This is a genomic window from Arthrobacter agilis, assembly GCF_002953615.1.
GTDB classification, from domain to species: Bacteria; Actinomycetota; Actinomycetes; order Actinomycetales; family Micrococcaceae; genus Arthrobacter_D; species Arthrobacter_D agilis_B.
Genome location: NZ_CP024915.1, coordinates 684,275 through 695,803 on the forward strand (window position 1 = coordinate 684,275; position 11,529 = coordinate 695,803).

General features: G+C 70.8%; 11 protein-coding genes and 1 pseudogene. 3 read left to right on the forward strand and 9 right to left on the reverse strand.

All coding sequences use genetic code 11. From position 1 onward, the window contains the following. The 4 genes from CVO76_RS03365 to CVO76_RS03380 form a co-directional block, all read right to left on the reverse strand. A partial coding sequence (locus CVO76_RS03365; protein WP_208740668.1) for a TetR/AcrR family transcriptional regulator occupies positions 1-253 on the reverse strand: 253 nt, incomplete at its 3' end. Between the two features lie 106 nt (positions 254-359). Then, positions 360-1,835: a class II fumarate hydratase gene (locus tag CVO76_RS03370; protein WP_133082006.1), complete on the reverse strand. Its 1,476-nt coding sequence runs from the start codon at positions 1,833-1,835 to the stop codon at positions 360-362. Positions 1,836-1,857: 22 nt separating this feature from the next. Then, positions 1,858-2,472, reverse strand: coding sequence for a carbonic anhydrase (locus CVO76_RS03375; RefSeq protein WP_133082007.1), 615 nt, complete (start codon positions 2,470-2,472; stop codon positions 1,858-1,860). A 26-nt stretch (positions 2,473-2,498) separates the two neighbouring features. Beyond that, entirely contained in the window at positions 2,499-3,236 is a 738-nt protein-coding gene (locus CVO76_RS03380) for a DUF4245 domain-containing protein (RefSeq protein WP_244186168.1), read from the reverse strand. Between the two features lie 154 nt (positions 3,237-3,390). Between CVO76_RS03380 and glpX the strand changes: the two genes are divergently transcribed. Next, complete coding sequence (gene glpX, locus CVO76_RS03385) at positions 3,391-4,443, forward strand: class II fructose-bisphosphatase (RefSeq protein WP_133082009.1); 1,053 nt, start codon at positions 3,391-3,393, stop codon at positions 4,441-4,443. A gap of 57 nt (positions 4,444-4,500) precedes the next feature. Continuing rightward, complete coding sequence (locus CVO76_RS03390; protein WP_208740669.1) at positions 4,501-5,544, forward strand: lipid II:glycine glycyltransferase FemX; 1,044 nt, start codon at positions 4,501-4,503, stop codon at positions 5,542-5,544. On the opposite strand, the gene manA is transcribed toward CVO76_RS03390, so the two are convergent. Genes manA through CVO76_RS03410 form a run of 4 tightly spaced genes read right to left on the reverse strand, consistent with a single transcriptional unit; the run spans position 5,541 to position 10,258 of the window. After that, positions 5,541-6,887, reverse strand: a complete 1,347-nt coding sequence (gene manA, locus CVO76_RS03395; protein ID WP_208740670.1) for a mannose-6-phosphate isomerase, class I — start codon at positions 6,885-6,887, stop codon at positions 5,541-5,543. The genes CVO76_RS03390 and manA overlap by 4 nt on opposite strands. Positions 6,888-6,936: 49 nt before the next feature. After that, the gene (locus tag CVO76_RS03400; RefSeq protein WP_208740671.1) at positions 6,937-8,541 is read right to left on the reverse strand and encodes an LCP family protein; all 1,605 of its coding nucleotides are present in this window, start codon (positions 8,539-8,541) and stop codon (positions 6,937-6,939) included. Then, positions 8,538-9,041 carry a 5-(carboxyamino)imidazole ribonucleotide mutase gene (purE, locus tag CVO76_RS03405; RefSeq protein WP_133082270.1) on the reverse strand — a complete coding sequence of 168 codons (504 nt, stop codon included), beginning with the start codon at positions 9,039-9,041 and terminating at the stop codon, positions 8,538-8,540. The genes CVO76_RS03400 and purE overlap by 4 nt, the downstream gene beginning before the upstream one ends. A 23-nt stretch (positions 9,042-9,064) precedes the next feature. Next, positions 9,065-10,258, reverse strand: a complete 1,194-nt coding sequence (locus CVO76_RS03410; protein WP_244186169.1) for a 5-(carboxyamino)imidazole ribonucleotide synthase — start codon at positions 10,256-10,258, stop codon at positions 9,065-9,067. A gap of 317 nt (positions 10,259-10,575) precedes the next feature. Between CVO76_RS03410 and CVO76_RS03415 the strand changes: the two genes are divergently transcribed. Then, positions 10,576-11,136, forward strand: a complete 561-nt coding sequence (locus CVO76_RS03415; RefSeq protein ID WP_208740673.1) for a GtrA family protein — start codon at positions 10,576-10,578, stop codon at positions 11,134-11,136. Here the strand turns inward: CVO76_RS03415 and CVO76_RS03420 are convergent. Further along, positions 11,111-11,529 (reverse strand): annotated as a pseudogene (locus CVO76_RS03420) (TIGR03089 family protein); the annotation flags it as partial. The gene CVO76_RS03415 and the pseudogene CVO76_RS03420 overlap by 26 nt on opposite strands.

Genomic DNA, 11,529 nt, shown 5'->3' on the forward strand with positions numbered 1-11,529 from the left:
CGACGAAGTCCGCCAGCAGCTCCTCCGACAAGCCCTCGTCCGCATGCCCGAGGACGGCGTCCTCCTTGGAGGGGAAGTAGTTGAAGAACGTCCGGCGGGAGATGCCGATCTCCTCGCACAGCTGCTCGACGGTGAACCCGTTGAGGCCGTGCTCGAGGGTCAGGCGGCGGGCGGTGGCGACGAGCGATGCCCGGGTCCGGCGGCGCTTGCGCTCCCGCAGTCCCATGCCGTCACTTCTTGCACTGACACTCATGGAGTACATATTTGCACTCGCATGCGGATGGTGCAAATTGACGACGGGCAAGGAAAAGGGGCGCACCACTGCGTGGTACGCCCCCGGTCCTCCGACCTGCTGCGGGTCAGGCCTGCGGCGGCCGCGTCATCGACAGCACGTCGAGGGCCGAGTCCAGCTGCTCCTCGGTGAGCTCGCCGCGCTCCACGAAGCCGAGCGCGACCACGGCCTCACGCACCGTGAGCCCCTCGGCGACGGCCTTCTTCGCGATCTTGGCCGCGTTCTCGTACCCAATGTGCTTGTTGAGCGGTGTGACGATCGACGGCGACGCCTCGGCCAGGAAGCGGGCCCGCTCGACGTTCGCGGTGATGCCGTCGATCATGCGGTCGGCGGAGACCCGCGTCGAGTTGCTGAGCAGGCGGATGGACTCGAGCACGTTGCGGGCGATCACGGGGATGCCGACGTTGAGCTCGAAGGCGCCGTTGGTGCCGGACCAGGCCACCGTGGCGTCGTTGCCGACGACCTGGGCGCAGACCATGAGCACCGCTTCGGCGATGACCGGGTTGACCTTGCCGGGCATGATCGAGGAGCCGGGCTGCAGGTCGGGGAGGGCGATCTCGCCGAGGCCCGTGTTGGGCCCGGACCCGAGCCAGCGCAGGTCGTTGTGGATCTTGGTGAGCGAGACGGCGATGGTCCGCAGCATGCCCGAGACCTCGACGAGGGCATCGCGGTTCGCCTGGGCCTCGAAGTGGTCGCGGGCCTCGGTGAGCGGCAGCCCGGTGTCCTCGGCGAGGAGCTCGATGACGCGCGCCGAGAACCCCGCGGGGGTGTTGATGCCGGTCCCGACGGCGGTGCCGCCCAGGGGCACCTCGGCGACGCGGGGCAGCGATGCCTGGATACGTTCGATCCCGTAGCGCACCTGCGCCGCGTAGCCGCCGAACTCCTGGCCGAGCGTGACCGGCGTGGCGTCCATGAGGTGCGTCCGGCCGGACTTCACGACGGTGCTGAACTCCTCGGCCTTACGCTCCAGCGCTTCGGCGAGGTGCGCCAGGGACGGGATGAGGTCCTTGACCAGTGCGGAGGTCGCCGCGACGTGGACCGAGGTCGGGAAGACGTCGTTGGAGGACTGCGACGCGTTGACGTGGTCGTTCGGGTGGACCGACGTGGTGCTGCCGGCCGCTTCCAGCGCCCGGGTCGCAAGGGTCGCGATGACCTCGTTGGCATTCATGTTCGACGACGTGCCGGAACCGGTCTGGTAGATGTCGACCGGGAAGTCGCCGTCGTACCTGCCGGAGGCCACGTCCTCCGCTGCCGCCTCGATGGCCCGGGCGCGCTCCTCGTCGAGCACGCCGAGTTCGGCGTTCGCTGTCGCCGCGGCCTTCTTGATGCGGGCGAGGGCCTCGATGTGGGCCCGCTCGAGCGTGGTGCCGGAGATCGGGAAGTTCTCGACGGCACGCTGCGTCTGTGCGCGGTACAGGGCGTCGACCGGGACGCGCACCTCGCCCATCGTGTCGTGTTCGATGCGGTACTGCGCATCCTCCGTGCCGGGCGTCGCGCCGGTCGTGGAGCTGGAATCAGGGCTGGCTGCAGGCGTTGGAGTCATGCGGCAATTCTCGCCTTCTCCGCTACAGTGCGCCAAATCCCGACACGAGCACGGCCTTGCCCTCGTCGAGGCGGTAGGAGACGCCGATGACGGCGACGGAACCGTTCTCCACGGCCTCCGCGATGACCCGCGAGCTGTCGACGAGCCGCCCCGAGGTCTGCTTCGTGTGCTCGATGACCGTCGCGTTGATGTCGGTGATGCCCTCCCTGCGCGCCGTGAGGACGGACGGCGTGATGCGCTCCACGAGGTCGCGGATGAATCCGACGGGCATGTCCCCGGTCTCGACGGCGTTCATGGTCGCCGTGACCGCCCCGCAGCTGTCGTGGCCGAGGATGACGATCAGCGGCACGCCCAGGACGCTGACGCTGTACTCGAGCGAACCGAGGACGGCGTCGTCGATCACCTGGCCGGCCGTCCGCACCACGAAGACGTCGCCGAGGCCGAGGTCGAAGATGATCTCCGCCGCCAGGCGCGAGTCCGAGCAGCCGAAGATGACGGCGAACGGGTTCTGGTCGTTCACGAGGGCCGTGCGGCGGGAGGCGTCCTGGTTGGGATGGGAGACGTCGGAGGCGACGAAGCGCGCGTTGCCCTCCTGGAGTCGGAGCCAGGCCGCGGCGGGCGTCAGTTGCTGAGTCACGCCGCCCACTGTACTGGTCCGGTCCGTCACGATCCGTCCGTGTCGTAAGATGACAGGCGCTCGGCCTCCTCGACCGCGTTCTGCCGCACGTCCTCGATCACCGCACCGCCGAGGGTGTCGAACTCGGTGAGGGACGCCTCGCCGTTCAGGACCACCGTGGCACCGTCGACCTCGGACGTGAGCACGGTGTCGCCGTCCGGCGCGTCGAGGAGTTCCCACTCCAGCCCGCCGATGGACCGCGTGCCCGACACCTGGGCATCGCCCACGCGCTGCGCCAGCCAGGTGGGGTTGGCGTCGTCGGTCTGGGTCAGCTGGATGAAGCCGCTGTCCGCCGTGAGGAAGCCGACCTCCCAGAAGTCGACGCCGTCGCTGCGGCCGGTCACCCAGCGGGCGTAGTTCGAGGACCAGCCGTCCGGGAGCCCCGGCGAGGCCGGCAGGTAGCCGGCGTCACCCGCGGCCTGCCGCGCGACGGTCGCGACGTCGACGTCGCGCCGGTAGGTCTCGGCCGTGTAGGTCGGATTCAGGAAGTAGACGGGCAGGACGACGGCGATGGTCGCTCCGGTCGCGATCAGCATGCCGCGGGCCGTCGAGCTGGCACGCTTCGCCTGGTTCGGCGTCAGGGTGATCGGGGGAGCGTCGTCGTCCAGGTCGTCGACGGACCGCGCGTCGCCGCCGGGCCGCGGCCCGCCCGGTACGGCCGCCTGCGCGCCGGAGGGGCGGGTCTCGGGGTCCGGGGTCGTCCGCTCATCGCTCGAATCGCTCACCCGTCCATTTTCGCTGATGCCCGGCGCCCCGCCTAACCGGAAGGGCCCGCGCGGACGCGTACGTATGCAGCGTCACAGGTCCGGGGACGCCGGGCCAGCCTATGATGACAGCACGGAACTGATACGTCCGCGTACTGCCTGACCACCTTCGACGATGAGGATAGCCGTGTCCCAGAACGCAACGAATGCCCAGTACTCCACACTGTCTCCGGCGCTGGCCGTCGGGGACGACGAACCGGACCGGAACCTCGCGCTGGAACTCGTCCGCGTGACGGAGGCCGCGGCGATCGCGGGCGGCCACTGGGTCGGCTTCGGGGACAAGAACCTCGCCGACGGCGCGGCGGTGGACGCCATGCGCTCCCTGCTGCAGACCGTCCACTTCAACGGCGTCGTGGTGATCGGCGAGGGCGAGAAGGACGAGGCGCCCATGCTCTTCAACGGTGAGCGCGTGGGTGACGGCAGCGGACCCGAGTGCGACGTCGCCGTCGACCCCATCGACGGCACCCGCCTGACGGCGCTCGGCATCAACAATGCGCTGGCCGTGCTCGCGGTCGCCGAGCGTGGCTCGATGTTCGACCCCTCGGCCGTGTTCTACATGGAGAAGCTCGTCACCGGCCCGGAGGCCGCGGACATGGTGGACCTGCGCCTGCCGGTCAAGCAGAACCTGCACCTCATCGCGAAGGCGAACGGCAAGAAGGTCAGCCAGCTCAACGTCATGATCCTGGACCGGGACCGCCACAAGCCGCTCGTGGAGGAGATTCGCGCCGCCGGTGCGCGCACGAAGTTCATCATGGACGGCGACGTCGCCGGGGCCATCGCGGCCGCCCGGGAGGGCACCGACGTCGACGCCCTCATGGGCATCGGCGGCACTCCGGAGGGCATCGTGGCGGCGTGTGCCATCAAGTCCCTCGGCGGCGTCATCCAGGGCAGGCTCTGGCCCACCAGCGACGAGGAGAAGCAGAAGGCCCTCGACGCCGGCCACGACCTCGACCGGGTGCTCTCGACCAACGACCTCGTCACGAGCGACAACTGCTACTTCGCCGCCACCGGCATCACCGACGGCGACCTGCTGCGCGGCGTGCGCTACAGCAAGGACAAGGTCCTCACGCAGTCCATGGTCATGCGCTCCAAGTCCGGCACCATCCGCGTGGTCGACGGCGAACACCAGGCCCACAAGTGGGAGACCTACGCCCGCATCAAGGACTAGCGCCGCGGGCGCGCGGCCGGCGCGGGAACCGCCCGTGCGCCCCTATAGGCTGGTCGGATGAGCCTTTCCGTAACGCCCTGCTCCGACCGCGCCCTGTGGGACACCACCGTCGAACGGCTGGGAGGCCATCCCCAGCAGCTGTGGGGCTGGGGCCAGACGAAGGCGGCGCACGGCTGGAGCGTCGACCGGGTGCTCGTCGCCGAGGACGGTGCGGTCATCGCTGCAGCGCAGATCGTCCTCAAGTCCCTGCCGCTCCCGCTGCGGAACCTGGCCTACATCCCGCGCGGTCCCCAGACCGGTCCGGGGCGGGAGGTCGAGGTCCTCGAGGCCGTCGCCGGGTACGTGCGTGCTGCCCACCGTTCCGTCGCGCTCTCCATCGAACCGGACTGGGACGCCACGAGCGGCGCCGTCCTCGCCCTGCCCGCCGCAGGCTGGAGGCCGAGCACGAACACCATCCTCATCGGGCGCACGCTCATCCTCGACCTGCACCGGTCGGAGGAGGAACTCCTGGCGGACATGAGCAAGAAGCACCGCCAGTACATCCGCAAGTCCGGGCGGGAGGGCCTCGAGATCCGGCGGGTCGTCCGCAGCGAGATCGCTGCCTGCCTCGACGTCTACCGGCTGACGGCGGAGCGCGCGGGGTTCGGGATCCACGAGGACTCCTACTACCTGGATATCTTCGACAATCTCGGCGACGCCTCGCCGGTGTACGCGGCCTTCCACGGCGAGGACGTCGTCGCGTTCCTGTGGCTCTCCTCGACGGACACCACGAGCTTCGAGCTCTACGGCGGCATGACGGACGAGGGCGAGCGGCTGCGCGCGAACTACGCGCTGAAGTGGTTCGCGATCTCCGAGATGAAGGCGCGCGGGGTCCGGCGCTACGACTTCAACGGACTGCTGAACGACGGCGTCTCCCGCTTCAAGATGGGCTGGGCGCACCACGAGGACCAGCTCGCCGGCACCTGGGACCTGCCTCTCTCGCCGTTCTACCCGCTGTTCAGCCGTGCGCTGCCGCTGGCGAAGCGCGGCATGCAGGTGGCGCGCCGGCAGGGCGGTCGCCTCCTCGGCAGGGTGCGGCAGGTGCGGGCGGGACGTTCCTAGCGGGCAGGCGTCCCGCCGGCCGTCACGGCGAAGGCCAGGACGGGGCCGCCGGTGGCCCCGTGGGCGTCGGCCGCAGGGCGGACGACGAGCGGCGCCTCCGATGCGGCGACGAAGGCGCTGCCCCCGCGGGGGACCGACAGGGTCGAGTTCGGGGTGTCCAGCAGGATCGGTCCACTGACCGCGAGGACCACCACGGGCCCGTTCTGGACCACCGGCACATGGGCGGGAGCGACACTCGCGCCGGCCGGCAGTGGGCTGTCCGCGCGGTCGTCGTCGCCCCCTGATCCGCCCGCGGGATCCGCAGCGGGGTCCGCCAGGACGATCCGCTGGAGCTGGAACTCGTCGAAGGGCGGGCGGTACAGCTCCTGGTCGAGCAGCGAGTACTCGGGGGACAGGGACGGCGGGGCGAGGGGCTCGAAGACCACGGTGGACAGCAGTTCCGCGGCGTCGACGTGCTTGGGCGTGAGTCCTCCGCGGAGGACGTTGTCCGACGACGCCATGACCTCGATGCCCAGTCCGCCGAGATAGGCGTGGATGTTGCCGGCCGGAAGGTAGAGGGCTTCTCCGGGCCGGAGCGCCACGCGGTTGAGCAGCAGCGCCACGAGCACACCCGGATCTCCGGGGTACTGGGCCGACAGCTCGCGGACGGTGGCGATGTCGCCGTCGAACCCGTCGGCCCCGGCCGGCCCTCCGCTCGCCCGGTCGGCCACCGCCGCCTCGACGTCCGCCACCACCTCCTGCGGCGCCTCGAGCAGCAGTGTGAAGGCCGTCCGCAGAGCCTCGCCGCTTCCTGCTGCGAGCTGCGCGGCCACCGTGTCGAGCAGGTCCTGCGCGGCAGAGCCGGGTCCGACGGCCGAGGCCAGGAACGTGAAGATCCCCACCGCCTCCGGCAGGGGGCGGAAGCCGCAGAGCGCGTCGAAGGACGTCAGCGCGAAGATCAGCTCCGGCTTGTGGTTCCGGTCGCGGTAGTTGCGGTGCGGAGCGTCCTGCGGGACGCCGGCGGCCTCCTCGGCGTCGTACCCCGCCGCAGCCTGCGCCAGACTCGGGTGCACCTGCAGTGACAGCGCGGAACCGGCCGCGAGCACCTTGAGGAGGAAGGGCAGTCGCCCGTCGAAGCGTGCGGCCACGGCCTCGCCCAGGAGCCTGTCCGGGTCGTCGGCGATGAGGTCGTGGAGGCTGGTCCGGCCCCCGTCGGGCTGTACCACCTGCGACGGCGAGTCCGGGTGGGCGCCGACCCAGAGCTCGGCCTCGGGTCCACCCGAGGGTTCCCTGCCGAGCAGGTCCGCGATGGCGCGTTCCGAGCCCCAGGCATACGGGCGGAGGGTGTTCTCCAGGAGGTACATCGTTTTCCGTCCTTCGGCTCGGGGTGGTCGTCGGGCTCGCCGCAGTGGGTCAGGCGGGGGAGCACTCGCCGTTGTCCGACAGCAGCTCACCGAGGGTGAGGTCGTCGCCGATCGTCGCGAGTTCCTGCAGGTATTCCTCCGTGATGCCGTCGTCCGTGGTCTGCGCCGGGACCCGGGCCGGAGTGTGCGCGGTGCTGTGCACGGGGGTCCGTGAGACGACGCCGGCGCGGTCGAGCTGCAGCACGCCCGCTGCCGCGGGGTCCGCGGCGCCCTGGGCGAACATGTCCTGGACGCGGCTGTGGATGACGTCGAACTCCGGGTAGGTGACGAAGTTCTCGGCGGGTGTGCCGAAGTCCGGCGGGCCGATGGTCAGGCGCCGGGTCTCCTGGTCCTTCGCCTTCAGTCCGAGGTCCACGAAGCTCGCCAGCTGGTCCTGGGGGATGTCCGTCTCGACGATCTGCGTCCCCGCCGCGGCGATCGACTGGAAGCGGGTGAGCACGGTCGCGGGATCGAGCTGGGCGATCATGGCCTGCTGGACGCACTGCTGCCGTGCGATGCGGTCGTAGTCGGTGACGAATTCCCGCGACCTCGCGTACCAGAGGGCGTGGTACCCGTCGAGGGTCTGGACGCCGGGGCGGATCCAGCCGTCGGGCGGGTAGTGGCGGATGGGATCCGTCCCGGGGATCTCCGCAGCGGTGATCGGCACCCAGCCGCCGGCGTCGATCCGGATGCCGCCCATGGCGTCCACGAGCTGCTCGAACCCGCCCATGTCGACGAGGAGGTAGGCCTGCACCTCGATGCCCAGGACCCCGCTCGCAGCATCCATCATCGCCTCGGCTCCTGGATCCTCGGCGTCGGGATACAGATCCGCATAGTTCTGCGTCACGTCCGTGTACAGGCTGTTGATGATGCAGGGATCACCGCAGTTGTACCCGTCCGGGTAGACCTCCCAGAGCGGGGAGTCCTCGGAGAACAGGGCGTTCTGGAAGTTGCGCGGGATGCTGAACGTCACGGTCGCGCCGGTCTCGGCGTCCACGCTGATCACGGAGATGCTGTCGGGCCGCCGGCCGGTGCGGTCCTCGCCGGCGTCGCCCCCCATGAGGAGGAAGTTGTAGCGCCCGTCCACGGGGTCGAAGGCCGGACCGGACTGGAAGATGGCCCCGACCGTGGAGCGGCCGACGCCGAGGACGTAGGCGCCGTAGGCGAGGGATCCGCTGGTGAGAACCATGAGGAGCGCCAGGGCGCCGGCGACCAAGGGACGGACGCCGCGATCCAGGAGGGGCATCCGGATCAGCCGCAGGGTGTTGACGAACAGCAGCGCCCAGGCGAGCGCGATACCGAGCAACGCCGCGATGAGGACGAGGGACCACCAGCGGTGGGTCAGGACGCCGACCACGAGGGTGCGGTTGGTCAGGGCCAGGACCAGGCCGGCGAGGACGAGCGCCCAGCAGGTGAAGGTGGTCCGCAGCGCACGGCGCCCGAGCCGGCGGTCACCCGCGACGACCTGCGCGGAACCCGGCAGGACGAGCGTCATGGCCAGCAGGACGAAGGCGCGCTTGGTGCGCACCGCGGGCGGCGCCACCTGCGGGTACCGCACCGGATCGGTGAGCTCGGGAGCCTGCCGGCCGCCGCGGACGTGCGCACCGGTCGTCATGCGTCGCCCGCCGTCGACGCCGCGATCCGGGACCGGAGGGCGGCGCCCTTGTCCTCGGCCGTCTCGCGGAGCGCGTCCGCGAACTCCACGAGCCGGCGGCGTAGTTCCTGCGCCTGCGGGTCGGTGCCCGCCGCGAGCATGCGGACCGCGAGGAGGCCCGCGTTCCGTGCGCCGCCGATGGACACGGTCGCGACCGGGACGCCCGCGGGCATCTGGACGATCGACAGCAGGGAGTCCATGCCGTCGAGGTAGCGCAGGGGCACCGGGACCCCGATCACGGGCAGGGGTGTGACCGATGCGAGCATCCCGGGGAGGTGCGCCGCACCGCCCGCGCCGGCGATGATGACCCGCAGGCCACGCTCGTGCGCGGTCCGCCCGTAGTCGATCATGGCGGCGGGCATCCGGTGGGCGGACACGACGTCGGCCTCGTAGGGGATGGAGAACTCGGCCAGGGCCGCAGCGGCGGCCTCCATGACCGGCCAGTCCGAGTCCGAGCCCATCACAAGGCCTACCTGGGCGTTCGTCACTGCGTTCCCTTCGGTGATTCCTGGTCGGCGGAGGGCTGGTCGGTGCCGTTCCGGAGTATCGCGGCAACCCTCGAGGCCCGGGCGCGGACGTCGGCGAGGAGCTCCCCCGGAGCTGCCAGCGCGTTCACGTGGCCGATCTTGCGGCCCGGACGCACGTCCTTGCCGTAGAAGTGCACTTTAGCCGATGGGCCTGAGGACAGCGCCGACCGGTAGGCGCCGTAGATGTCGGTGTTCGGGCCTCCGAGGACGTTCTTCATGACGGTGGAACGGCTCACGGGGTCGGTGGCACCGAGGGGGAGGTCGAGGACGGCCCGCAGATGCTGCTCGAACTGGCCGGTGATGGCCCCGTCCATGGTCCAGTGCCCCGAGTTGTGGGGGCGCATCGCGAGTTCGTTGACCAGGTAGCCTGCTCCGGCTCCGGGGGTCTCGAACAGCTCCACCGCCATCACGCCGGTCACGCCCAGCGCCTCGGCGAGGCGCAGGGCCGCAGCGGTGACGGCGTCGGCGAGGTCGTCGGACAGCTCCGGCGCCGGCGCGATCACCTCGTCGCACACGCTGTCCACCTGGATGGACTCCACGACGGGCCAGGCAGCGGCTTCCCCGGACGGGCGCCGGGCCACCAGCACCGAGAGCTCCCGGCTGAAGGGCACGAACTGCTCCACCAGCAGCTCCCCGCCCGTGAACCAGGTGTCCGCGGCGGCAAGGGCGGCGGCGTCGCGCAGGACCAGGACGCCCTTGCCGTCGTACCCGCCGCGGGGGGTCTTGAGCACCACGGGCCAGCCCGTGGCGGCCGCGAAGTCCTCGACCTCGGCAGGGTTCCTGACCGCCCGCCAGCGGGGATTGGGCAGGCCCAGGTCCTCGACCGCCCGCCGCATCACCAGCTTGTCCTGGGCGTGGCGGAGCGCCGCCGGTGCGGGATGGAGGGACACGCCCTCGCGGGCAAGCTCCTCGAGGAGCTCGCCCGGAACGTGCTCGTGGTCGAACGTGACGACGTCGACGCCCGCTGCGAAGGCGCGCAGCACCTGCGGGTCGCGGTAGTCACCCACCTGGGCATGGGCCACGGCGGCCACCGCGGAGACGTCGGGTCCCTCCGCCAGGACGCGGAGCTCGAGTCCGAGTTCCACTGCTGGTCCGGCCATCATGCGAGCGAGCTGGCCGCCGCCGACGACGCCTATCACGGGAAAAGTCACCATCACAGGGTACCTACGGCCCGGGCGGACCCGGTCATCGGTGTACGTACGGGTCCCCGTCGACGGTGGTCCGGGGACCGGGGAGGGGCGGCGCGATCAGCCCACGTCCAGGCGTCCTGCCAGCGGGCCACCAGGGGTTTAACAGGACGGCGTCGGTCCCGAGACCGTAAAATGGGTCGAAACACGCCATGCAAAGGTCAGCCGGGGTGGCTCGCTCTGCTGGCCGCTGTCGCGGTCGGTCCTGGAACCGCGGGGAATCCCGTCCCGCGGTGCACGGTGTCCATCCCCAGACCGCGGAGGTTGCAGTGGCAGGACTCATGGATCGGATTCGGGGCCTCGCATCCCTCTTCTGGCGCGAAGTCGCGAAGTTCGGCGCGGTCGGTGGAGTGGCGTTCGTCATAGACAACGGGCTGTACTGGTACCTGATCCACGGACCGATGAGCGGCAGCGAGGTCAAGGCACGCTTCGTCTCCGCCGGTGTCGCCACGGTCTTCGCCTGGGTCGCCAACCGTTACTGGACCTTCCGGCACCGGCGGCAGCCGAATGCCGCCCGCGAACTCGTCATGTTCGTGTTCATCAACGTGATCGGCATGGGCATCGCGGCGGGCTGCGTCTGGGTCGCCAAGTACGTGTTCGACATCACCGAGCCGAGTCCGCTGTTCCTCGTCGGGATCTTCGGCACCGTGCTCGCCACCTTCGTCCGGTTCGTCGCCTACCGGTTCTGGGTGTTCAACGTGGAGCTCGACGACGAGCCCGAGTTCAGCCACGACCAGGAGCTCCTCCACCCGCGGAGCACTCCCACAGAACCCGGCGGGCAGGGGAGCCGCATCTCCGGTGGGGGCGGCGAACCGGTCAGGCAGTCCCCAGCCGGCCCGTGACGCGCTCGCCGGCCAGCAGGCGCTCCGTCACCGGGACACCCTCCTCCACGAGGACCAGCGTGCCGTCCTGCTGCCAGACGGCAAGGGCAGCAGCGAGGGCGCGGAGGAGATCCGCTCCCGGTTCGAGCAGCACCGTCGGCGCCTGACCGGCACCGGCGGGCAGGACCACCGACCGGTCCAGGTCGTCGCCCGTCAGGGCCCGCCCGTCGGCCCGCAGGAGAGGCGCGGCCGCGTCGGCGTCCGCGCCGAAGAAGGCATCACCCTGCGAGCGCACCTCCGCGGCGAAGTCGACGGCGCCACGCGGCAGCGGGCCGTCCCACCCGAGGGCGAGGGACCCGAGTGCCACGCACACGAGCTGTCGTGGCGGTTCCACCGGCGCGGAGGCGTCGGCGG

Excerpts from the sequence above, each read along its gene's own strand:
- CVO76_RS03400 (WP_208740671.1), bottom strand. The coding sequence starts at position 8,541 with ATGACGACCGGTGCGCACGTCCGCGGCGGCCGGCAGGCTCCCGAGCTC.
- CVO76_RS03390 (WP_208740669.1), top strand. The coding sequence starts at position 4,501 with ATGAGCCTTTCCGTAACGCCCTGCTCCGACCGCGCCCTGTGGGACACC.
- CVO76_RS03415 (WP_208740673.1), top strand. The coding sequence starts at position 10,576 with ATGGATCGGATTCGGGGCCTCGCATCCCTCTTCTGGCGCGAAGTCGCG.
- glpX (WP_133082009.1), top strand. The coding sequence starts at position 3,391 with ATGAGGATAGCCGTGTCCCAGAACGCAACGAATGCCCAGTACTCCACA.
- manA (WP_208740670.1), bottom strand. The coding sequence starts at position 6,887 with ATGTACCTCCTGGAGAACACCCTCCGCCCGTATGCCTGGGGCTCGGAA.
- CVO76_RS03370 (WP_133082006.1), bottom strand. The coding sequence starts at position 1,835 with ATGACTCCAACGCCTGCAGCCAGCCCTGATTCCAGCTCCACGACCGGC.
- purE (WP_133082270.1), bottom strand. The coding sequence starts at position 9,041 with ATGGGCTCGGACTCGGACTGGCCGGTCATGGAGGCCGCCGCTGCGGCC.